A 22368-nucleotide genomic window follows, 5' to 3' on the forward strand; every position below is an offset into this window, starting at 1 on the left:
TTCTGCCTATAGAAAGCTCGGGATTCGCAACGACAACGAACTGTTCAAGGTTCGTTCGCAGTTTGAGGGTTGGTAGTGCGGCGGGTCGTTGTTTTTCAGCCTACCGGCTTGTCACTGCGGCCGCCGCTTTGTACTGACAGGTCTGCCTCCACACCAAGAAACTGACTGACACAACCTTTGGGGACGTGGGCGAGACGCGAAGCTGTAATTAATTGAGGGGCGGCCTCATAGGCTTCGTATTTATTGGGTGGTGAATTGCCGCTCGACGAAGTGATCAAGGACTGTTTGCCATTCCTCGCGTTGCTTATAGTGCTTCTCGGGTGCTTCGCTGCTCAGCAAGGGATCTATATTAGGCTGGGTTCAGGGAAGTTACGAACTGGGGCTCCGGGCTTTAGTTGCTCGCGCCGACGAATCGGTCGGACTCCAACCTGTATAGGATCTTCAGAAACCTATGTATGAGCTATTGAAGTCGTTTGGGGTCAGACCGCCATTGCGGTGTTATGTAACATATTCGTTGGTTTCAATGGGTGTGGTTTTATAAATAGACTTTCTGATCTGCGAATCTTTTCGATTACAAACGCATCAGATGGTGTTGCATTTGAGCCTGATCTTTATCTCCAGGTAGGTGCATGAAAATGAACAATGTGAGAGCGCTTCTGACTGTAAGCGCCTTATCATCACTTTCGCTGTGGATTGATTTTTTTCTCATTTTTTTAGTGCCTATTTATTTATGGCACGCATCACCCTCTGAAATTGCGATTCTAGCCTTCTCCTTGGGGGCAGCTTCACTATTTGTGGGGCCCATAGCGGGCATTATTCTAGATCGTATACATATTAGAGTTAGCTTTCTTTCGGGAATGTCATTGCGAATTCTCACTACATTAGGTTTTTTCTCGCGCCTAGCTTCGAGTGGTTTGTAATAATCGCCGTGCTTAAAGGTCTAGCTAATATGCTGTATTTTCCAGCATTAGCGATATCAGTTAAGCAGCTAGTGTCAGCGGACTGTAGAACAGATTTCTTTAGTTACTCCAGCCTGCTTGATCAACTTACAAAAGTATCCACCCCGCTTCTTGCTGGAGTCCTCACTATTTTGCTGCCTGTGCAATCAATCTTTTTGGTGTCAGTCGCACTTCTACTTGCGGCTATACCCTTTTTAAAATTTATATGGCCTAGCTTGCAGCCAGCTCTGCCAAATGCTGTGCTTACTATAAGGTCAGTTTTTCTCGATCTTATAAGCGGAGTTAAAATATTTCGATCTTTAGACTTTCAGTTAAAAATAGGTTTTTTTACTCGCTCTCAACATCTCTCGCTTTGGCTAGCTACGACCCTCACCTTGCATCACTCATAACGTCTCTTCAATTTCCAGCGATTGTTTTTTCCTTAATAGTATCCTCTACCGCAGCGGGTGCTGTATGTGCTGCGATTGCGATTAAATTTAAAATAATAAATTTTAATGAAGTAAAGTTGCGAACTCTTGGGTTGGTTTTTTTAGTGCTGGGGTCTTGTCTGCATGTATTATTTTATATTTCTCTTCTGTTATCCACCCCGCTTATTTTATGGTCTCTTGGCTTCTAAATGGATTTGGCTACGAGCTATTGATTATAGCTTCTAACATCATACTTCAAAATCTCTGTCCAGCAGAAAAGTTAGGAAGGGTTTCAGCGTCATTCAGAAGCCTGCAAATGCTCTGTATCGTCTTAGGCCCAATATTAGGTAGTGTGCTTATTTCAGTATTTGGTCGGGCCTCACCTTTTATTTTGACTTCTACATTAGCTTTGCTCACGGCAGCACTGGCGATCTATTTCCAGTGTATGTCGAAGCGCATCGAAAATGCAGAATCACAAATGATGTGAGTGAGCCTCTGTCGTCCGACAGAGAAACCCCAACTTGCGTCATTACCCTCAATGCACAACAACCGTTGTCCCCCCACCGTCAGATCATTCGCTGCATGAGTGGTGCGCCAATCATCAGTGGCATCCCATTGCAGGATATCCCCGGGATTATTGAGCGCCTGCCAGGTTTCACCGATGGGCGCGCAACGCTCGTTTGGATCTTGATTTTCATAATGTAAAAGCCATTCCGGCACAAATCGGGCGTCCAGTGGCAAGTACGTGCATGCAGTGGCCGCTCGCTCTAGGCATGGCGGTTCCTGATTAGCATTTGTTCTATCTCGCTCAGGATACGGTGCGGGTCAGCACCCAGATTCATGGAGACCTCAAGAAATTCAATCACGTCGAGCCTGCGCTCTCCACGCTCATACTTCGATACGTAGGACTGGGGTCGGCCCAGCTTTTCGGACAGCTCTTGCTGAGTGAGCTACGAGGTCTTGCGAGCCTCGACCAAAAGCGCGAGAAAGTGTTGATACGGTGCTGTGTGAATCGTCTTCATGCTGATCTGCCGATTTTTTAACAACAGATCAGGTAAACCTTTTTCAGGTTTATCCTAAAACGGGTTTAACCCGTTTTAGGTTTGTGGTGGATTCTGATTTTCTTCGCAGACGTTGGGAGCATGTCGTGGCGTCGACCAGTACAAGAGCAATCAGGAAGGATGCCAAAGCGGACAAGTTTATTTCAGACATTAAAAAGCCGGCTTGTGGCCGGCTTCTCGGGGACTGGCTTGGCCTATTTTTGGTAAGCCTTGCCAGCCTTCAAAACGTACACCCGGATCTGCGTCCGGCTGTGGGACTTGGTCAGACGTTGGTCTGCCGCGTCGGGCACTCTCTGAGCCGCGGGGGCGGGTCGATGCGCAAATGTGGGGCGCAGGATACTGAGTTTTGCTTGGAATTCCCAGTCTGAAGTGACCGGTCGAGCGTTTCGGTGAATAGCAGCTAACTGCGCAGCTGCTACAGGTCAGTTCGTCAGGTTTACAGGAACGGCACGATCGGCCGGCGTTTGTTGAGGGTGGACCACCAGAAGACCCAGCCGAGCACGCGGATGTTTTCTTCTTCGATTTGCGCCGGGCGGAAGACTTCGTCGGGGTATTGGGCGTTGTTGTGACTGCGCATGCGAATGGCGTTGCCGGGCACGCGGTGCAGGTATTTGATCAGGAGCATGCCATCGTGTTCGACGGCGTAGATCTCGCCGTCGATGATTTGAGTGAGGCCGCGATCGATTGCGAGCAGGGAGCCGTCTTCGATTTTCTCGGCCATGCTGTTGCCCATCATTCGTGCGCAAATGGCGTCGGAATATTTGATTTCCAGGGAGTCGAGGTCGCAGCGCGGCAGGCGGATGAAGTTTTCCGGGTCTTTGCCGACGTGAGTTTTGCTGGAGCCGGGTGTAATTGGCATTTCCTTGTAGAAGGGCACTTCGACATCCGTCGGCTCGATCACCTGGTAGGTGCCGCGGATGGCATGGGCGTCGAGGATGTTGCCGGTGTTTTCGATCAGGCGCGCTTCCGCGGCGTCCTTGGGCCCTTCGCCGATTTTCAGCCAGGCGCTGTTGATGGACAGAATCCTGGCGACTTCTTCCATACGGTACTCGGGCACGCCTCGGGTGTACCAGTTATGGACGTTTTGCGCATTGGAGATCTGGAGGAAGTCGGCGAATGCCGTCGTCGTGATCTTCGCTTCCTTGAGGGCTGCCTTGAATCGTTTGCCGCAGGTTTTGTTCTTTTTCATAAACGCGAGTTTAATGCGGCGGGCCAAGGCTTTGAATCAACGAGCCGTTCAAATATCGCGTGATTTTTGCCACGGGATGTAAGACGCTTTGTAGGAAAATTAAACAAAGAAAAACCAATTCGGCTTGTTGTTAAACACATCGTTTAAGGCACTTTTTCAGCGCCCACAAAAAACCCCGGATCTCCGGGGTTTTTCTTGAAGCTGCAAGCTTGAGGCTTGAAGCGGCTTCTTTAGCCTTTATAGGCCGCAACCGACTTCATGATCTCGGTGCGGGCTGCTTCTGCGTCGCCCCAACCTTCGATCTTCACCCATTTGCCTTTTTCGAGGTCTTTGTAGTTCTCGAAGAAGTGCTTGATCTGTTCCAGCAGCAGGGCTGGCAGATCGGTGTATTCCTTCACGTCGACGTACAGCTGGGACAGCTTGTCGTGCGGGACTGCGATGACTTTGGCATCGCCGCCGCCGTCGTCGGTCATGTGCAGGATGCCGACCGGACGCGCGCGGATCACCGAGCCTGGGGCAACCGGGTAAGGGGTCACGACCAGCACGTCGAGGGGATCACCGTCGTCAGCCAGGGTGTTCGGGATGAAACCGTAGTTGGCCGGGTAGAACATCGGGGTGGCCATGAAACGGTCAACGAACAGGCAATCGCTGTCTTTGTCGATTTCGTATTTGATCGGCGCGTGGTTGGCCGGGATCTCGATCGCGACGTAGATGTCGTTCGGCAGGTCTTTGCCAGCCGGAATCTTGCTGTAGCTCATTGGGCGTTGCCCCCGTAGTTGACCAAAAACACTTGGCCGGATTGACCAAAAAGTGGCGGCGATTATAGGCATATTCCTACGCCGACGCCACGTACCAGAAGTCGTGCAGCGCTTAGTGTTGCGCCTGATAGACCGGGTCGTCGGCCTGAAGTTGCCGCAGCCGGGCGAGCGGGTCCTGCCGGTAGAAAAGCTTCAACTGCGCATAGACCTGAGGATAAGCCTCATCGAGCAGATCCGGGGCGCTGAAGAAGTATTCGCTGGTGACAGCGAAGAACTCGGCCGGGTTTTCCGCTGCGTAAGGGTCAATGGCGGTCCGGGCGTCGGGATCGTGGTCCAGTTGCTGGTCGAGGTCGTCGTACGCCTGCTGCATGACCTCGGCCCAGTCGCTGACGCGCATATCGGCGTGCAGCGGCGGCAGTCCGTTGGCGTCGCCGTTGAGCATGTCGAGTTTGTGCGCCAGTTCGTGGATTACCAGGTTGTAACCTTCCCAGCCGCCGCTGGCCATCACGCCCGGCCAGGCGAGGATGATCGGCCCTTGTTGCCAGGCTTCACCGCTGTGCTCGCCGTCCCACTCATGCTCGACGCCACTGGCATCGCGATGACGCTGCGGGCTGAGAAAATCATCGGGATAGAGGACGATTTCGTGGAAACCCTGATACCAGTTCAGATCACCGAGGTTGAGCAGCGGCAATTGCGCCTGGGCCGCGAGCAACAGGCGTTGTTCCTGATGCAACTCGACGCCGGGCAGGGCGGTCAGGTGTTTTTCTTCGAGGAACAGCACGCTGGCTTCGCGCAGCCACTGGTCTTGCTCGGCCGTGATACCGTCGAGAAAGCTCAGGTGATGGCGCACCCGTTGCCACATGTCGTCGGCAATCGGGTGTTTGGCCAGAATGCGCCGGCGTCGCCAGGCGCTCAGCGACCACATGACCGGTCAGTGTTGGGCGGTTTTGGAGCTGGAGCCGCCCATGCGGCTGCGCACGATGCCGATGATCATCGGAATCAGCGACAGCAGGATGATGCCAACCACCAGCAACGACAGGTTGGTCTTGATGAACGGTACGTTGCCGAAGAAGTAGCCCAGCGTCACCAGCCCGCCGACCCAGAGGATGGTGCCCAGTACGCTGAAAAAGAAGAAGCGCGGGTAAGGCATCCGGGCAACGCCGGCGACGAACGGAGCGAAGGTGCGAATGATTGGCAGAAAGCGCGCCAGGGTCACGGTTTTGCCACCGTGCTTGTCATAGAAGTCGTGGGTCTTTTGCAGGTAGTCGCGGCGGAAAATTTTCGAGTTCGGGTTGTTGAACAGTCTTTCCCCTGCCGTTCGTCCGATCACGTAGTTGGTGCTGTCGCCGAGTATGGCCGCCAGCATCAACAAGCCGCCCAACAGTACCGGGTCCATGCCGCCACCCGCCGCTACGGCGCCCGCAATGAACAGCAGCGAATCGCCCGGCAGGAATGGCATCACCACCAGACCGGTTTCGCAGAAAATCACCAGAAACAGAATGGCGTAGATCCACGGCCCGTAGTTGGTGACCAGCAAATCGAGGTAGACGTCGAGATGCAGGATAAGGTCGAGCGGGTTGAAATCCATGGAGGCACCTGTGTGTCGGCCCGACTCAGCGGGTCTGTGCGAATGACTGCGCGAAAAGGCCTACAGCGAGGTGTAGTTTTTCTTACAAGCCGGAAAGATCGCGATTATACGGTCTGAAAGATGAAAAGCGCGTTGGTTTTGTAGCGGGGGATGTCGGGGAGACCGGCGGTGTATTCGGGAGGCTTTTGTGTGGGCTGCTCGCGATCGGGTGTGTCATGCGCACCTGCGGTGTATGCGCCACCGCTATCGCGAGCAAGCTTTGCTCCCACAGTATGAGCTGACCCCCACAGTAGAGGGTGAGCTTGCACCCTCAGTCGCGAGCTCCGGGTGTACCGCTCAGAGCTCGTCGCTGATCGGCAGCACGTAGTTCTTGAACTCGGTGTCTTCCTTGAAGCCAATGGACTCGTAGGTTTTCTGCGCGACTTCGTTATTGCTGCTGGTGGAAACGCGCATACGCACGGCCTGGGTTTCCTTGGCCATTTTCTTCGCGGTGCGGATCAGGTTGTCGGCGACCAGTTGGCGGCGGGCGTCTTCGGCAACATAAATGTCGTTGAGGATCCATACGCGCTTTAGCGATAGCGAGGAAAAGCTCGGATAGAGCTGGCAGAAACCCATCAGTTTCTTGTCGTCATCGTCGGCCAAGGCCAGATAGATCACCGATTCCTTGCGACGCAGACGTTTTTCCAGAAACGCGCGGGAGGAATCCGGGTAAGGCAGGGAACCGTAGAACTCGCGATATTTGACGAACAACGGAGTCAACAAATCCAGATGTTCGAGGGTCGCTTGAATAATCCGCATGATAGGTCTCGTCTTCAAGTGGCTGTCTTCAACTGCTCTGACGGCGATGGGAAACCCTGGCGGCCGTGCATCGATCCTGCCTGAAACCGGCGCAGAAACGCAATGCGGAAACGGTTCAGGTTGTGGGCGGATCGAGCAGGAAGTTGCCTTTCATTTCAACGTCCGGGTGCGCTTCGAGGGTTTGCACCTGCGCTTCGTCCTTCAGATTGACCCCTGACAGCTGCCGCCGACAGGCTTCGCGCATCAGATACAGCAAACGATGCGCCGCCATGCCGTAGCTCAAACCTTCCAGCCGGACATTGGAAATACAGTTGCGGTAGGCATCCGTCAGCCCTGTTTTTGGATTGTAGGTGAAATACAAACCCAGGCTGTCCGGCGAGCTGAGGCCCGGTCGTTCGCCAATCAGCATCACCAGCATTTTCGCACCGAGCAATTGGCCAATTTCATCACCGACGGCAACGCGCCCCTGTTCCACCAGGATCACCGGCGACACTGACCAGCCTTCGGCCTGGATCTGTTCTTCCATGCGCTCCAGCAATGGCAGGGTGTGCCGATGCACGGCCAGCGCCGACAGGCCGTCGGCCACCACGATGACCAGGTCAACTCCGCCGGGGTTGGCTTGGGCGTGTTCGCGCAGGCTCTGGGCCGACTCGTCGCTCAATTTCCGGCCCAGATCGGGGCGTTGCAGATAGCTGTGGCGATCAGTGGCGGCACTGCGCAGCAGCAGGCTTTGACGTGCGCGTTGATCGAGTTGTGCGCTGATAGCGGCGTGATCAAACGGCAGATGCACGGCGTCCCGCGCCTGGGCGTGGGCCAGCTGGAAGTCCAACTGGGCACTGGTGGGCATGCTGGTGCCGGTTCGTCCGAGGGCGATCCGCGCCGGCGTCAGGCGGCGCAGTTCCAGCCAAGGGTTTTGCGGGTCGATGGGCGGTTTTTCCATGTGACTCATCCCAGTTGCGCCAACGCCTGGCGGAAGGCCGGCGGCAGGTTGTTACCGAAGCGAACCTTGCCGTCCGCCTGGGTGAAGATGCCCATATTGGCCAGCCACAGCTCGAACTCTGGCGCCGGTTTCAGCCCCAAAGTCTGCCTGGCGTAGAGCGCGTCGTGAAACGAGGTGGTCTGGTAATTGAGCATGATGTCGTCGGAGCCGGGGATGCCCATGATGAAGTTGATACCGGCGACACCCAAGAGCGTCAGCAGGGTGTCCATGTCGTCCTGATCGGCTTCGGCGTGGTTGGTGTAACAGATGTCGCAGCCCATCGGCACACCGAGCAACTTGCCGCAGAAGTGGTCTTCGAGGCCGGCGCGGATGATCTGTTTGCCGTTGTAGAGGTATTCCGGGCCGATAAATCCTACGACGGTGTTCACCAGGAACGGCTTGAAATGTCGCGCCACAGCGTAGGCCCGGGTTTCGCAGGTCTGTTGGTCGACGCCATGGTGGGCGTTGGCCGACAGCGCACTGCCTTGGCCGGTTTCGAAATACATCAGGTTCTGTCCGAGGGTGCCGCGATTCAGGCTCAGTCCGGCGTCATAGCCTTCCTGCAAGACATTCAGGTTGATGCCGAAACTGGCGTTGGCCGCTTCGGTGCCGGCAATGGACTGGAACACCAGGTCCAGCGGCACGCCTCGGTTGATCGCTTCTATAGAAGTGGTGACGTGGGTGAGCACGCAGGCCTGGGTCGGGATGTCGTAGCGCTGGATGATCGCGTCGAGCATTTCCAGCATCGCGCAGATTGAGGCGATGCTGTCAGTGGCCGGGTTGATGCCAATCATCGCGTCACCGTTGCCATAGAGCAGACCGTCGAGAATGCTCGCGGCAATGCCTGACGGTTCGTCGGTGGGGTGATTGGGTTGTAGCCTTGTGGATAACCGTCCGCGTAGGCCGAGGGTGCCGCGAAACTTCGTCACCACACGGATTTTTTGCGCGACCAGAACCAAATCCTGCACGCGCATGATCTTCGATACGGCGGCGACCATTTCCGGGGTCAGGCCAGGTGCGAGGGCGCGCAGGCTCTGTTCGTCGGCATGGTCGCTGAGCAGCCAGTCGCGAAAACCGCCGACGGTTAAATGGCTGACTACCGCGAAAGCCTGCTTGTCATGGGTGTCGATGATCAGCCGGGTGACTTCATCGGCTTCGTAGGGGATCAGTACTTCCTGCAGGAAGTGGGTCAGCGGGATGTCGGCCAGCGCCATTTGCGCGGCCACCCGCTCGCCGTCGTTGAGCGCGGCAACGCCGGCCAGGAAGTCCCCGGAGCGTGCCGGGCTGGCCTTGGCCATGACGTCCTTGAGGCTTTCGAACCGATAGACCTGGGCGCCGACGGTGTGAGCAAAACTAGCCATACAGATTCTCCGTGACGGCGCAGGCCGGGCCTGCGCCGTGGTTTGCGGCGGTCAGTGCAAGGCTTTTTCAGCGGCCTGAATCGCCGCGAACTCTTCTTCGGGCGTGCCTGCTACCAAGTGATGCCGGCTGTAGAACGCAAAGTAAGCAATTAACACTCCATAGATGATCGCGGCCCCGATGACCACCCGCGGATCCACCAGGAAGCCCGCCACTACTGCGATGCAGGCCAGTACCAGGGCCACGCCGGAGGTGAAGATACCGCCCGGCGTACGGTATGGCCGATCCATTTTGGGGCGGCGAATGCGCAGGGTGATGTGGGCGGCCATCATCAGGACGTAGGAAATGGTCGCGCCGAACACTGCCACGAGGATGAGCAGGTCACCCTGGCCGGTCAGCGACAGGCCAAAACCGATAATCCCTGGAATGATCAGCGCCAGCACTGGTGCTTTGCTTTTATTGGTTTCAGACAGTTTGCGCGGCAGGTAGCCGGCGCGGGACAGGGCGAAAATCTGCCGCGAATAGGCATAGATGATCGAGAAAAAGCTGGCGATCAGGCCTGCAAGGCCCACCAGGTTGACGAAGCCGCCCATCCAGGTCGAACCGCCATACGCCTTGCTCAAGGCTTCGACCAGCGGGTTGCCCGAGGTCAGCAGCGCGTTGGCACCTGCACCACCGGGCCCGATGACCAGGATCAGCAGGGCAAAGCTCACCAGCACCAGCATCGCGCCGATCAGGCCGCGGGGCAGGTCGCGTTTCGGGTTTTTGGTTTCTTCTGCCGCGAGCGGCACACCTTCGACCGCGAGGAAGAACCAGATCGCGTAGGGAATCGCCGCCCACACGCCGACATAGCCAAAGGGCAAGAAGCTGCTGGCGCCCTTGGCGTCCGTTACGGGAATGTCCAGCAGGTTGGCGACGTTGAAGTGCGGCACCATCGCTACCAGAAATACGCCCAGGGCCAGCGCGGCAACGGCGGTGATGATAAACATCAGTTTCAGGGCCTCACCGACACCGAAGATGTGGATCGCGATGAAGATAATGTAGAACGCCAGGTAGATCATCCAGCCGCCAATGCCGAACAATGACTCGCAATAGGCGCCGATAAACACCGCGATCGCTGCGGGTGCGATGGCGTACTCGATCAGAATCGCTGTCCCGGTCAGGAATCCGCCCCAGGGGCCGAATGCGCTGCGGGCAAAACCGTAACCGCCACCAGCGGTAGGAATCATGGAAGACAGTTCGGCCAGTGAAAAGCACATGCACAGGTACATGGTGGCCATCAGCAATGTGGCGAGGAACATGCCACCCCAGCCACCTTGGGCGAGGCCGAAGTTCCACCCGGCGTAATCGCCGGAAATGACGTAGGCCACGCCGAGGCCGACCAGCAGGACCCAGCCGGCGGCGCCTTTTTTCAGTTCCCGTTGCTGGAAGTATTGCGAGTCGACTTTTTCAAAGTCCACGGAAGAGCCGGTCGCCGGGACGCCCGAAGGGGATTCGCTAGGCATAGGGTTCACCATTGTTATTGTTTTGGGTGGGCCTTGTGGGGTGTGAGCCTGCTCGCGATGGCGGTGGATCATTCAACTGATGCGTTGAAAGGGTGAACCGCTATCGCGAGCAGGCTCGCTCCCACAGGGGGAGCAAGTGCTGCGAGTTTTAGAAAAAGCCCAACGGATTGATGTCGTAGCTCACCAGCAGGTTTTTGGTCTGCTGATAGTGGTCGAGCATCATTTTGTGAGTTTCACGCCCCACGCCGGACTTTTTGTACCCGCCAAACGCGGCATGCGCCGGGTACAGGTGGTAGCAGTTGGTCCACACACGACCGGCCTTGATGGCGCGGCCCATGCGGTAGGCTCGGTTGATGTCGCGGGTCCACAGGCCAGCGCCGAGGCCGAACTCGGTGTCGTTGGCGATGGCCAGGGCTTCAGCTTCGTCCTTGAACGTGGTGATGCTCACCACCGGCCCGAAGATTTCCTCCTGGAACACGCGCATCTTGTTGGTGCCCTTGAGCAGGGTCGGCTGGATGTAATAACCGGTCGACAGATTGCCCTCGAGTTTTTCCACTTTGCCGCCGGTCAGCAGTTCGGCGCCTTCACCCTTGGCGATTTCCAGGTAAGAAAGAATCTTGTCGAACTGCTGCTCGGATGCCTGCGCGCCGACCATGGTGTCGGTGTCCAGTGGGTCGCCGCGTTTGATTTGCAGAACTTTCTTCATCACGACGGCCATGAACTCGTCGTAGATCGATTCCTGCACCAGTGCACGGGAAGGGCAGGTGCAGACTTCGCCCTGGTTGAAGAAGGCCAGCACCAGACCCTCGGCGGCTTTTTCGATGAAGGTCGGCTCGGCCTGCATGATGTCTTCGAAGAAGATGTTCGGCGACTTGCCGCCCAGCTCCACGGTGGACGGGATGATATTTTCGGCGGCGCATTTCATGATGTGCGAGCCGACCGGAGTCGAGCCGGTGAAGGCGATCTTGGCGATGCGTTTGCTGGTGGCCAGGGCTTCGCCGGCTTCTTTGCCGAAGCCTTGCACGACGTTCAACACACCGGGCGGCAGCAGATCGCCGATCAGTTCCATCAGCACGGTGATGCCCAGTGGCGTTTGCTCGGCTGGCTTGAGCACTACGCAGTTACCGGCGGCCAGCGCCGGGGCGAGCTTCCAGGCAGCCATCAGGATCGGGAAGTTCCACGGGATGATCTGCCCGACCACGCCCAGGGGCTCATGGATGTGATAGGCCACGGTGTTGCCGTCGATCTCGGCAGCGCTGCCTTCCTGGGCGCGCAGGCAACCGGCGAAGTAGCGGAAATGGTCGGCCGCCAGCGGAATGTCGGCATTCAGGGTTTCGCGCACGGCCTTGCCGTTGTCCCACGACTCGGTGATCGCCAGGACTTCCAGGTTCTGCTCGATACGATCGGCAATTTTCAGCAGTACCAGCGAACGGGCCTGGGCAGAAGTGCTGCCCCAGGCGTCAGCGGCGGCGTGGGCGGCGTCCAGTGCCTTGTCGATGTCTTCGGCAGTGGAGCGCGGGAATTCGGCAATCGGCTGGCCATTTACTGGCGAAGTGTTGGTGAAGTACTGACCTTTGACAGGCGCGACGAACTCGCCGCCGATGTAGTTACCGTACTTGCTCTTGAACGAGACTTTGGCGCCTTCAGTACCGGGGTGAGCATAAAGCATGATTGTTCTCCTTGGCTTTGTACTTATTAGAGAAACGCGCAGGTGCGCTTGGTATAAGCGTAGAGCAAAGGTCGGGCCACTGCCGTGCAGGTCAGGTAAATCAAGGCGTTGCGTGGTTTGTGTCGGACGAGCGGATTGCCGCTGTGACGGTTTCGGTACAGTCGGAGTGACAGTTTGTACCGCTTTCGGCACAGCCAGTGACCGGGTAGTCTTGCCAGCATTGCAATGCCGTAGCGGCTGGAGGATGCTGGGCGTCACCTCAAGCATTGGGCCGCCGAGCCTCGGGGAGAACAATAAGAAATGCACGACAACCATTTGAGTCGCCATGCCCAACAGGTTCTCACCGTTACCCAGGGCAAACCGCACCTGCATGGGCCCGGTGCCGATCCGTCGATTGCCCGGTCGTGGCTGCGTTGCCTTGAGGACTATCACCTCGACCCGGCGCTGAGCATGGCACCGACCGTGCTCGAACACGGACGTGTGCTGGAAAGTCGCGAACGTCTGCAACAGGTTCTGCAGATCGCCGGCACTGAAATGAGCAGCCTGCATCAGCAACTCTCCGGCGCCGGCCACGCGGTGTTGCTGACCGATGCGCGCGGGGTGATCCTCAACTGCGTTACCGCACCCGCCGAACGCAAGATCTTCGAACGCGCCGGCCTCTGGCTCGGTGCCGACTGGAGCGAAGCCTGTGAAGGCACCAACGGCATAGGCACATGCCTGGTGGAGCGTCAGTCGCTGACCATCCACCAGGATGAACATTTTCGCGGGCGTCACACCGGCCTGACCTGTTCGGCGAGCCCCGTGTTCGACCCGCATGGCGAGCTGCTCGCGGTGCTCGACGTGTCCTCGGCACGCCACGACGTCTCGCGTCAGAGCCAGTTCCACACCATGGCGCTGGTCAATCTGTCGGCGAAGATGATCGAGAGCTGCTACTTCCTGCGCTGTTTCGATAATCAATGGCTGCTGCGCTTTCACCTGCAGGCCGAATCCGTCGGGCTGTTCAGCGAAGGCTTGCTGGCATTTGACGGGGAAGGGCGGATCAGCGCGGTCAACCAGAGCGCCCTGAATCTGTTGGGGCACATTCGCGGCGGGCTGCTGGGCAAGCCCGTCGAGGCATTTTTCGATTGTTCGCTGGACGAGCTGCTTGGTCGTGCAAGTATCAATGCCAGCGCCAGTTGGCCACTTCGCACCCGTGACGGGCGCAACCTGTTCGCCTTGTTGCGCGGGCAATCGCGCAGTATTGCGGCACCCATAATAAAGAGCCCGGTAGCGCCGCAGCAATCGCGTCCTGCCGGCATTTGCCTGGGTGATACGTCGCTGCAGGAGGATTTTCGCAAGGCCTTGCGAGTCTTCGAGCGTGACGTGCCGCTGCTGATCAACGGCGAGACAGGCTCGGGCAAGGAGGCCTTTGCCAAAGCCGTGCACAATGCCAGCCAGCGCTGCGAAAAATCATTCGTCGCGCTCAATTGTGCGGCCATCCCCGAAAGCCTGATCGAAAGTGAGTTGTTCGGCTATCGCGGCGGCAGTTTCACCGGCGCGCGCAAGGACGGCATGCGCGGCAAGTTGCAGCAGGCCGATGGCGGCACGTTGTTCCTTGATGAAATTGGTGACATGCCGCTGGCGTTGCAGACGCGCTTGTTGCGGGTGCTTGAGGATCGGCAAGTGGTGCCGATCGGCGGTGAGCCGGAAGCAGTCAACGTGCGAATCATCAGTGCGACCCACCGCAATTTGCTCGGGCGAGTCGAGGACGGTAGTTTTCGTGAGGACTTGTATTACCGGCTCAATGGACTCGAAGTGGCCTTGCCGGCGCTGCGCGAACGCACCGATAAATCGCAGCTGCTCGATTTCCTGCTGGCCGAGGAGGCCGGCTCGGACGCTGTGCTGATTGAAGAGCCTGCGCGCCAGGCGCTGCTCGGGTTTGCCTGGCCGGGTAATGTGCGCCAACTGCGCAATGTGCTGCGCACCTTGGCGGCGTTGTGCGACGGCGGGCGGATCGGTCTTGCGGACTTGCCGGCAATGATTCGCCAGGCGCTGCCGCAAACGGATATGGCCCCCGCACCATCGGAGCATCCGCTGGAGGATGCCGAGCGGTTGGCCTTGCTCAATGCGCTGGAGCAAACGCGCTGGCACATGACTCACACGGCCGAGCAGCTGGGTGTCAGCCGAAATACCCTGTATCGCAAACTTCGCAAGCACGGCCTAAGCCGATCCCTGTAGGAGCGAGCTTGCTCGCGAAAAACCTGAGAACAATGGGGTCATTCAGAAAACACGCGTCATCGTTGACGTTTTTCGCGAGCAAGCTCGCTCCTGCAGGGCAGGCGGTGATCTTGAAACACAGGGTGCGAATTTTGCCTCCCTAGGCTAACCTGCGGCCATGTTTTACGAGGTCGACTATGCACATTCATATTCTTGGTATCTGCGGCACTTTCATGGGTTCGATGGCGGTCCTGGCCAAAGAGCTGGGCCATCACGTGACCGGCTCCGACGCCAACGTCTATCCACCGATGAGCACGCAGCTTGAAGCCCAGGGCATTCAGCTGACGCAGGGTTACGATCCGGCGCAGCTCGATCCGGCACCGGATCTGGTGGTCATCGGCAACGCCATGTCCCGCGGCAACCCGGCGGTGGAATATGTGCTGAACAAAGGCCTGCCGTACGTTTCCGGCCCGCAGTGGCTGGCTGACCATGTGCTGCAAGGACGTTGGGTGCTGGCGGTTGCCGGCACGCATGGTAAAACCACCACCAGCAGCATGCTTGCCTGGGTGCTGGAGCACGCCGGCATGAGCCCGGGTTTCCTCATCGGTGGTGTGCCGCAGAATTTCTCGGTGTCGGCCCGTCTGGGTGGCACGCCGTTCTTCGTGATCGAAGCTGACGAATACGACAGCGCGTTCTTCGACAAGCGCTCGAAATTCGTTCACTACCGTCCGCGCACCGCAATCCTCAACAACCTAGAGTTCGATCACGCCGACATCTTCCCGGATCTGCCTGCGATCGAGCGGCAATTCCATCACTTGGTGCGTACTATCCCGAGCGAAGGCCTGGTCATCCATCCGACCACCGAGCCTGCCTTGCAGCGTGTGATCGACATGGGTTGCTGGACACCTGTGCAGACCACCGGTGCCGGCGGCCAGTGGCAGGCCAGGCTGCTCAGCGAAGACGGCTCGAAATTCGAAGTGATGTTCGAAGGCAAGGTCCAGGGCGTGGTGGAGTGGGACATGACCGGTCAGCACAACGTTGCCAATGCCTTGGCAACCTTGGCGGCGGCGCGACATGTCGGCGTGGTGCCGTCCATGGGCATCGCAGCCCTGAGCGCCTTCAAAAGCGTGAAGCGGCGAATGGAGAAAGTGGCGGAAGTTCGCGGCATCACCATCTATGACGACTTCGCTCACCATCCGACGGCTATCGCCACGACGCTCGACGGCCTGCGCAAGCGCATCGGTGACGCACCGCTGATTGCGATCATCGAACCGCGTTCCAACTCCATGAAACTTGGCGCACACCGTGATGGCCTTCCGGAAAGCGTGGTCGATGCCGACCAGGTGATCTGGTATGCCCCGGCCAATCTCGGCTGGGACCTGGCGCCACCGCCGCGCTGTGCACGGTACCATCGATTGTCAGCGATTCGCTGGAAGGCATCATCGAACGCGTGAAAAGCCAGGCCCAGCCCGGCACTCATGTGGTGATCATGAGCAACGGCGGCTTCGGCGGCCTGCACGGCAAACTCGCCGAGGCGCTGCAATGAACACTCGTTTGCAGAGCAATGGCCCCGAACGCATCACGCTGGCGATGACCGGCGCGTCCGGCGCGCAGTATGGCTTGCGCCTGCTCGATTGCCTGGTGCGTGAAGATCGCGAAGTTCACTTCCTGATCTCCAAGGCTGCGCAACTGGTGATGGCCACCGAGACCGATGTGACGCTGCCACCCAAGCCGCAGACGATGCAGGCGTTTCTGACTGAATACACCGGCGCTGCCGCCGGACAGATTCGCGTGTATGGCAAGGAAGACTGGATGTCGCCGGTGGCCTCGGGTTCCGGCGCCCCGGCAGCGATGGTCGTGGTGCCGTGTTCCACCGGGACGCTGTCGGCGATTGCCACGGGTGCCTGCAACAACCTTATCGAACGTGCCGCGGACGTGACGCTGAAAGAACGCCGCCAGTTGATTCTGGTGCCGCGCGAGGCGCCGTATTCGAGCATTCATCTGGAACACATGCTCAAGCTGTCGAACATGGGCGTGACCATCCTGCCTGCCTCGCCAGGCTTTTATCACCAGCCGCAGACCATCGATGACCTGATCGATTTCGTCGTGGCGCGGATTCTCAATCTGCTGGGCATTCCTCAGGACATGCTGCCGCGTTGGGGTGAACATCATCTGAGCAGCGATGAATAAGCGGCTGGCGTCTCTGTTGGTGATAGTGCTGGCGCTGCATCTGACGGGTTGCGCCACGGCGCGAACGCTCGATGCGGCCAAGCCCGGGGCGCCGGTGGTGTATTCGGGGACGCGGCTGGATTTGTATGCAATGAATGGCGGGTGTTGCGCGATGGATCGGTCTGGCGCTGAGGCGCCAAGCTATCCGGGGGTGGATCTGCCGGCGAGTGCTTTGTTGGATACGCTGCTTTTGCCGTTGTCTTTGCTCACCGTCATTGGCGTGGGGTTTCAGGCGACTGGCGGATTGTGAAAGTCAAAAGATCGTCCGATCGGACGATCTTTTGATCTTATTTACCTAACTTACGTAATTCATCCGACTCTACCACCCGAACCCCGTCCTGCTCCTCCAGTGCCAGGCGCCACATCGCCCGCGCCAGTTGGCAGGCTTCAATCCCGTGGTACTTGCCCGGAATCAGCCGGGATAACGGCCCGGCGACTTTTTCAGCCAGGCGTGGCTCAACCCGATCACCCAGCAGTAGAGAAGGGCGGCAGATAGTCAATTGCGGCCAGTCCTGCGCGCGCAAGGCTTGTTCCATCTCGCCTTTGACCCGGTTATAGAACACCGACGACTTTGGATCCGCCCCCAGCGCGCTGACCACGATCAGGTGCCGAGCGCCCATTTCCCGGGCGCGCTTGGCGAATGCCACCACCATGTCCAGGTCCACGGCGCGGAACGCCTGTTCCGAGCCGGCCTGCTTGATGGTGGTGCCGGAGGCAGCAGTAGGCAATGTCCACGCGGCCGTTGAGTTGGGGTAGAAATACCGCCGGGTCGCCGACAGGGTTTTCCAGGTGGGGATGCTCGGCCAATGGCCGGCGTGAGGGCGCCAATACCCGGGTAATCGTGGGTTCATTAAGCAGGCGGTCAAGCAAGTGTTCACCGGTCAAACCGGTAGCTCCGGCAAGCAATACGTGCTGAGGCGTCAAGTACATAGTGTTTCTCCCTTGATACTGTTCAGCTTAGTTGCTCTTTGCATCCGTGCTGTCGACAGACACACTTTGCAACGCTTTTCTGGCTTGCTGTTTACGCAGCAGTTGCCAGTGCGACAGCACAGTTTTCGGCGCCCAGATTTGCGGCTCGGACGCTTCGAAATTATCCGCCAGTTCTCGCTCGGCGACAGTGGCCTTGGCCAGTTTGAATGCTTGCTCGAGATCGTCGGTCTGGTTCAGCGCCTGGGCGAACAGCGCGTCGCCGAAGTAGGTGAAGTTGGCTTCTTCGGAACAGCCGAACGAAACGCGATCAGCGCGTGACGCGGTCATGATCAGCGTGCGTTCGTCTTTCAGGGCAGGAATGAAACCGCCTGAGTAGCACGAAGAGATCACGATGATCTTGTCGCGGTTTTTCAGCGGCGCCAGCACGGCGGCGAGTTCGTCTGCCGGCAGGTCTGACAACTCCATGCGCGGCTGGTCGAGCACCAGTTCATGCTCGGCGGTGCCGTGGCTGGTCAGGTAGATGAACAGCAAGTCTTCCGGGCCACTGCGTTCAGCGAGGGTCTGTGCCGCTCGCCGCAGATTCTCGCGGGTGGCCATCGGCCGGTCGCCAAGGTGGTCACGGTGGTTGACCAGACGGATCTGGCCATACGCGCCAAAACGCGTGGAGAGCATGTTGGCGACGTAGTCGGATTCACGCAGAAACACGCTCTGCTTGCCGTCGCCGCCCAGTGTCAGGGTGTACAGCTCGACCGCTGGCGTCGAGGCCGGAACGCTTGCCAGCGCGTCGTCCAGTAACCGCCCCTGGGCCAGCAGGCCAAGCTCAAGGCTGTCAGGCAGCAGCTTGCCTTCGGCATCGCGAACCCGCTGGCCAGCGATCCAGGTACCGCTTTGCACGGTGCCGTCAGTCAACACCAGCGTGCCGCGACCCGAGTAGCTGTCATTGTCGAACTGGCCAATATAGAAACTGCCGTCCGCAAGGTTCAATCGCCCCGCGCCGCTGAAGCGCCAATCGCTGAACTGACCCACATAATGGCTGCCATCGGCGCCGATCAATTCGCCCTTGCCGGTCAGCGCGCCTTCCTTGAACTGGCCGAGCCAGACATCGCCGTCGGCATTTTCGTAGCGGCCCTTGCCGTGCAATTGATTGTTCTTGAAGCCGCCGACATAGATGTCACCGTCGGCGCTGTTGAACGTGCCGTTGCCCTCCAGCTGACCGTTGACGAAATGCCCGGTGAACGAGTTGCCGCTGGCGTCGCCACGCTGGCCTTCACCGTTTGGTTTGCCGTGGGCGAACTGGCCTTGATAGGAGCTGCCGTCGTCCATTTCGAGACGGCCGAGCCCGGAATACTGGTCAGCCTTGAACTCGCCACGGTAGGTCATGGCGTTTTCTTTCAGCGTACCTTCGCCATCGCGCCGGCCTTGTTTGAAGCCGCCGGTGTAACTGCTGGCATTGGTCGTCAGGCGTCCCTGGCCGTCGAACAGGCCCTGGTTGAATTGTCCGCGATAGACCTCGCCATTGCTGCCGTGCCATTCGCCCTGACCGTGCCACTGGCCCTTGTCGAACTGCCCGGCGTACCAACTGCCGTTGGGGTAGTCGACGCGTCCCTGACCTTGCAACAAGCCATCGACCAGTTCACCGCGATAGCGTCCGCCATCCGGCAGGCGCGCATCGGGAGGCAACAGCGATTCGCCGTCGCCGCAAGCGGCAAGCAAAAGGGTCATGGCAAGCGGTGCTAGAGAAGCGAGTGGGCGCATAGCGGGATCCGGGCAATTAGGCGACCGAGTATGCCGCAGCTGTGTGACCTAATGCAGCCGGTAAAAACAGTGTTGACGCGAAACAGCGTGCGCTGCTTCGCATCCGGAACGTTTACACGAAGCAGAGCGACAGTGGCTCGGCGATATAGGCCGGTTTGTCCGAGCCTTCTATCTCAAGCGTTGCGGTGGCTTTGAGCAGCCACTGGCCAGGTTTTTTCTCGGTGACTTCAACCATATCCACCTTCAGGCGGACTTTCGAATTGACCTTGACCGGCTGGATGAAACGCACGCTGTCCAGACCATAGTTGACCACCATCTTCACGCCTTGCGGCAGGACGAGGATGTCTTCCATCAGTTTCGGCATCAGCGACAACGACAGAAAGCCGTGGGCTATGGTGCTGCCAAATGGCGTTTGCGCGGCTTTGACCGGGTCGACGTGAATGAACTGATAATCCCCGGTGGCTTCGGCGAACAGGTTGATGCGTTCCTGATCGATGGTGAGCCATTCGGAACGTCCGAGTTCCTTGCCGACATAATCTTTGAGCTCTGCAACGGGAACATAGGGCATTGAGACTCTCCTTGGGTTCATCGGTTTTATAGTTTTTGGGGTGGGGGATTTGACCGCCCTGCGAACCACTGTAGATCATCATGGCGATTTGCTCCGGTCAACCGACCATGCTTTTGGCGAATGCCGGTCCATAGCGTGGGCATGCTTATAATGCTCGGCCCGCCATTGCGGGTGACAGGATTGGCGGGAGGCCAGGATGTTGCTACGAGGTTTGACATGGCTGGTGCTGTTCCAATTGCTGGGAACAGCGATCAATCACCTGTTTCTGCCAGTGTTGCCGGGGCCCATCGTCGGGCTGCTGCTGTTGCTGGCGTATTTGATCAGTCGCGGGCAAGTGGGCGAGCCACTGAACCTGGCAGCGGGCAGTCTGCTGCGTTACCTGCCGCTGTTGCTGGTGCCGCCAGCCGTGGGCGTGATGGTGTACGCCAAGGATATTGCCGCAGACTTCTGGGCCATTGTTGGCGCGCTGGTGCTGTCGCTGCTGCTGTCGATGGCGTTCGCCGGGGTGCTGATGCAGCGTTTGGTCAAGCGTCATGCGCCGCCTGAGGACAGCCAATGATCTTTGACTGGCAGGGCGCGTGGACGTCCGTGATCCACCATCCATTGTTCGGCATCGGCATTACGCTGGGCGCCTACCAGCTGGTGCTGGCGGCATTCGAGAAAACCCGCTGGGTCTTTTTACAACCGGTGCTGGTCTCCATGCTGTTGGTGATCGCAGTGTTGGCAGGTTGCGGCATCACTTATGCCGAGTATCGCAAGAGCACCGAGATCCTCAGCATCCTCCTGGGGCCGGCGACTGTGGCGCTGGCCGTGCCCCTTTACCTGAACCTGCGACGCATTCGGCAGTTGTTCTGGCCGATATTTACTACGCTGGTGATAGGCGGGGTGGTTGCGACGGGCATGGGCGTTTTGCTCGGTTGGTGGTTCGGCGCCGAACACATGATCCTGATGACCATGGCGCCGAAGTCGGTCACTTCGCCGATTGCGATGTTGGTGGCGGAGCAGATCGGTGGCGTCGCGGCACTGGCTGCGGTGTTCGTGCTGATCACCGGCGTGATCGGCGCGATCTTCGGCCCGACGCTGTTGAACCGTCTCGGTGTGCACAGCCCCGAGGCGCGCGGCATGGCGCTGGGCATGACCGCGCACGCGGTCGGCACGGCGGTGGCGATGCAGGAAAGTGATGAGTGCGGCGCCTTCGCGGCGCTGGCGATGAGTCTGATGGGCGTGGCCACGGCGGTGTTCCTGCCGTTGGCGGTGTCGATGGTGGTGTAAGGAAATGTCTATGAGTCTGCCGCTTTTCCCGCTGAACACAGTGCTGTTTCCCGGCTGCAACCTCGATTTGCAGATCTTCGAGGCGCGCTATCTCGACATGATCGGCCGCTGCATGAAACAGAGCGGTGGTTTTGGCGTGGTGTGCATTCTTGAGGGCGACGAAGTCGGCCTGGCGCCGGAAGGTTTTGCGCTGGTTGGTTGCGAGGCACGGATCACCGACTTCCAGCAGCAGGACAACGGCTTGTTGGGGATCCGCGTGCAGGGTGGGCGCCGCTTCAATGTATTGCGCACTGAAGTGCAGCGCGATCAGTTGATCCTCGCCGACGTCGAATGGCTGGACGATGAACCCGAGCAACCGTTGCAGGACGAAGACGCCGATCTGGTGGCGTTGCTCAAGGCCTTGGCCGAACACCCGATGGTCGAGGCGTTGAACATGGGCACTGACGCGCTTGGCCAGCAGTCGCTGGCCAATCAGTTGGCGTATCTGTTGCCGTTCGCCGAAGAAGACAAGATCGACCTGCTGCAACTCGACGATCCACAGCAGCGGCTGGATGCGATCCAGGCGTTGCTCGATGAGTTGCAGGGCGAGTTGTTTGCCTGATCACCACGCCAATGCGCGCTGCGCCTCAGTAGGCGTAGCGCAGCATGGCATGCGGCAAGTGGCGCAGGGCGAAGAAGCCGAACAGCGCCACCATTGCGGGCAATACCAGCCACCAGACCCTGGGTGGCATGGCCTTCAATTCTTCACCGCGCTGTATTGTCCACAGGCTTGCCGCACAGACGCAGGCCGCCAGCATGGCCCCTGCCGTAATGTCGGTCGGCCAGTGCGCACCCAGGTAGACCCGTGATAACGCAATCGCCAGCGCCGGCAGGCATCCCACCAGCAGCCAGGTCAGGCGCATGCGTGGGGGTTGCCCGCGACCGGCCAGCACCGCCAGGGTCAGGAACAGCGCAAACGCCCCGGAGGCATGGCCGCTGGGCATGCTGTAGCTGGTCAGTGGGTCGCTGAGAACTTCCGGACGTACCCGGGCGAAGAACTGTTTGGTCCCGGTATTGGCCAGTGCCGTGATCAACAAGGTTGCGCAGGCGAATATTGCTTGGCGCCACTGACGCATCACCAGCAGCAAGGTCACAAGCAGTGCGCTG

Annotated in this window: 20 protein-coding genes and 3 pseudogenes; 8 read left to right on the top strand and 15 right to left on the bottom strand. The window is 58.7% G+C overall.

Annotated features, from left to right (window positions below):
• The first annotated feature begins 1502 nt into the window (after positions 1-1502).
• Entirely contained in the window at positions 1503-1853 is a 351-nt protein-coding gene (locus JFT80_RS25645; RefSeq protein WP_374091375.1) for an MFS transporter, read from the top strand.
• On the opposite strand, the gene JFT80_RS18285 is transcribed toward JFT80_RS25645, so the two are convergent.
• From JFT80_RS18285 to JFT80_RS18335, 11 genes and pseudogenes are all read right to left on the bottom strand, one after another.
• Positions 1799-2107, bottom strand: coding sequence for a hypothetical protein (locus JFT80_RS18285; protein ID WP_201148815.1), 309 nt, complete (start codon positions 2105-2107; stop codon positions 1799-1801). The two genes, JFT80_RS25645 and JFT80_RS18285, sit on opposite strands and share 55 nt — an antisense overlap.
• A 26-nt stretch (positions 2108-2133) precedes the next feature.
• Positions 2134-2388: pseudogene (locus JFT80_RS18290) on the bottom strand (helix-turn-helix domain-containing protein).
• Between the two features lie 475 nt (positions 2389-2863).
• A complete protein-coding gene (locus JFT80_RS18295; RefSeq protein ID WP_122838913.1) occupies positions 2864-3616 on the bottom strand; it encodes a S24 family peptidase in 753 nt (250 codons plus the stop codon).
• 230 nt (positions 3617-3846) lie between these two features.
• Entirely contained in the window at positions 3847-4374 is a 528-nt protein-coding gene (gene ppa, locus JFT80_RS18300; RefSeq protein ID WP_045061525.1) for an inorganic diphosphatase, read from the bottom strand.
• Between the two features lie 112 nt (positions 4375-4486).
• On the bottom strand, positions 4487-5299 hold the full coding sequence (locus JFT80_RS18305; RefSeq protein ID WP_201148816.1) for a zinc-dependent peptidase: 813 nt from the start codon (positions 5297-5299) through the stop codon (positions 4487-4489).
• A gap of 6 nt (positions 5300-5305) precedes the next feature.
• The gene (locus JFT80_RS18310) at positions 5306-5962 is read right to left on the bottom strand and encodes a DedA family protein (RefSeq protein WP_201148817.1); all 657 of its coding nucleotides are present in this window, start codon (positions 5960-5962) and stop codon (positions 5306-5308) included.
• Between the two features lie 336 nt (positions 5963-6298).
• Positions 6299-6760, bottom strand: a complete 462-nt coding sequence (locus JFT80_RS18315) for an N-acetyltransferase (RefSeq protein ID WP_003228592.1) — start codon at positions 6758-6760, stop codon at positions 6299-6301.
• A gap of 115 nt (positions 6761-6875) precedes the next feature.
• Positions 6876-7709: an ethanolamine ammonia-lyase subunit EutC gene (gene eutC, locus JFT80_RS18320; protein ID WP_374091376.1), complete on the bottom strand. Its 834-nt coding sequence runs from the start codon at positions 7707-7709 to the stop codon at positions 6876-6878.
• The gene (locus JFT80_RS18325) at positions 7706-9100 is read right to left on the bottom strand and encodes an ethanolamine ammonia-lyase subunit EutB (RefSeq protein ID WP_201148819.1); all 1395 of its coding nucleotides are present in this window, start codon (positions 9098-9100) and stop codon (positions 7706-7708) included. Before JFT80_RS18325 ends, eutC begins: the two co-directional genes overlap by 4 nt.
• 51 nt (positions 9101-9151) lie before the next feature.
• Positions 9152-10603, bottom strand: coding sequence for an ethanolamine permease (gene eat, locus JFT80_RS18330; protein WP_045061519.1), 1452 nt, complete (start codon positions 10601-10603; stop codon positions 9152-9154).
• A 148-nt stretch (positions 10604-10751) separates the two neighbouring features.
• Complete coding sequence (locus tag JFT80_RS18335; protein WP_201148820.1) at positions 10752-12272, bottom strand: aldehyde dehydrogenase family protein; 1521 nt, start codon at positions 12270-12272, stop codon at positions 10752-10754.
• Positions 12273-12572: 300 nt separating this feature from the next.
• Between JFT80_RS18335 and JFT80_RS18340 the strand changes: the two genes are divergently transcribed.
• The 4 genes and pseudogenes from JFT80_RS18340 to JFT80_RS18355 all read left to right on the top strand — a co-directional run bounded on the left by JFT80_RS18340 (position 12573) and on the right by JFT80_RS18355 (position 16947).
• Positions 12573-14489 carry a sigma-54-dependent Fis family transcriptional regulator gene (locus tag JFT80_RS18340; protein WP_201148821.1) on the top strand — a complete coding sequence of 639 codons (1917 nt, stop codon included), beginning with the start codon at positions 12573-12575 and terminating at the stop codon, positions 14487-14489.
• Between the two features lie 176 nt (positions 14490-14665).
• Positions 14666-16014 (top strand): annotated as a pseudogene (gene mpl / locus JFT80_RS18345) (UDP-N-acetylmuramate:L-alanyl-gamma-D-glutamyl-meso-diaminopimelate ligase).
• A complete protein-coding gene (gene ubiX / locus JFT80_RS18350; protein WP_201148822.1) occupies positions 16011-16658 on the top strand; it encodes a flavin prenyltransferase UbiX in 648 nt (215 codons plus the stop codon). Before mpl ends, ubiX begins: the two are co-directional and overlap by 4 nt.
• The gene (locus JFT80_RS18355) at positions 16651-16947 is read left to right on the top strand and encodes a YceK/YidQ family lipoprotein (RefSeq protein WP_201148823.1); all 297 of its coding nucleotides are present in this window, start codon (positions 16651-16653) and stop codon (positions 16945-16947) included. The genes ubiX and JFT80_RS18355 overlap by 8 nt, the downstream gene beginning before the upstream one ends.
• A gap of 37 nt (positions 16948-16984) precedes the next feature.
• Here JFT80_RS18355 and JFT80_RS18360 read toward each other — a convergent pair.
• The 3 genes and pseudogenes from JFT80_RS18360 to JFT80_RS18370 all read right to left on the bottom strand — a co-directional run bounded on the left by JFT80_RS18360 (position 16985) and on the right by JFT80_RS18370 (position 19950).
• Positions 16985-17627, bottom strand: a pseudogene (locus JFT80_RS18360) (oxidoreductase).
• A 27-nt stretch (positions 17628-17654) separates the two neighbouring features.
• On the bottom strand, positions 17655-19382 hold the full coding sequence (locus JFT80_RS18365; RefSeq protein ID WP_201148824.1) for a C13 family peptidase: 1728 nt from the start codon (positions 19380-19382) through the stop codon (positions 17655-17657).
• Positions 19383-19494: 112 nt separating this feature from the next.
• Positions 19495-19950 (bottom strand): MaoC family dehydratase, encoded by a 456-nt coding sequence (locus JFT80_RS18370; RefSeq protein ID WP_201148825.1) that lies wholly within the window; start codon positions 19948-19950, stop codon positions 19495-19497.
• A gap of 196 nt (positions 19951-20146) precedes the next feature.
• Between JFT80_RS18370 and JFT80_RS18375 the strand changes: the two genes are divergently transcribed.
• From JFT80_RS18375 to JFT80_RS18385, 3 genes are read left to right on the top strand one after another with little or no spacing between them, the layout of a single operon-like run.
• Positions 20147-20509, top strand: coding sequence for a CidA/LrgA family protein (locus JFT80_RS18375; protein ID WP_122838923.1), 363 nt, complete (start codon positions 20147-20149; stop codon positions 20507-20509).
• On the top strand, positions 20506-21222 hold the full coding sequence (locus tag JFT80_RS18380) for an LrgB family protein (RefSeq protein ID WP_201148826.1): 717 nt from the start codon (positions 20506-20508) through the stop codon (positions 21220-21222). Before JFT80_RS18375 ends, JFT80_RS18380 begins: the two co-directional genes overlap by 4 nt.
• A gap of 10 nt (positions 21223-21232) precedes the next feature.
• Complete coding sequence (locus tag JFT80_RS18385) at positions 21233-21823, top strand: LON peptidase substrate-binding domain-containing protein (protein WP_201148827.1); 591 nt, start codon at positions 21233-21235, stop codon at positions 21821-21823.
• Positions 21824-21848: 25 nt separating this feature from the next.
• Here the strand turns inward: JFT80_RS18385 and JFT80_RS18390 are convergent.
• The coding region (locus JFT80_RS18390) for a phosphatase PAP2 family protein (protein WP_201148828.1) at positions 21849-22368 on the bottom strand (520 nt) is incomplete at its 5' end.

Origin of the sequence: Pseudomonas sp. TH10 (assembly GCF_016651255.1) — a bacterium.
In the GTDB taxonomy this organism is placed as follows: domain Bacteria; phylum Pseudomonadota; class Gammaproteobacteria; order Pseudomonadales; family Pseudomonadaceae; genus Aquipseudomonas.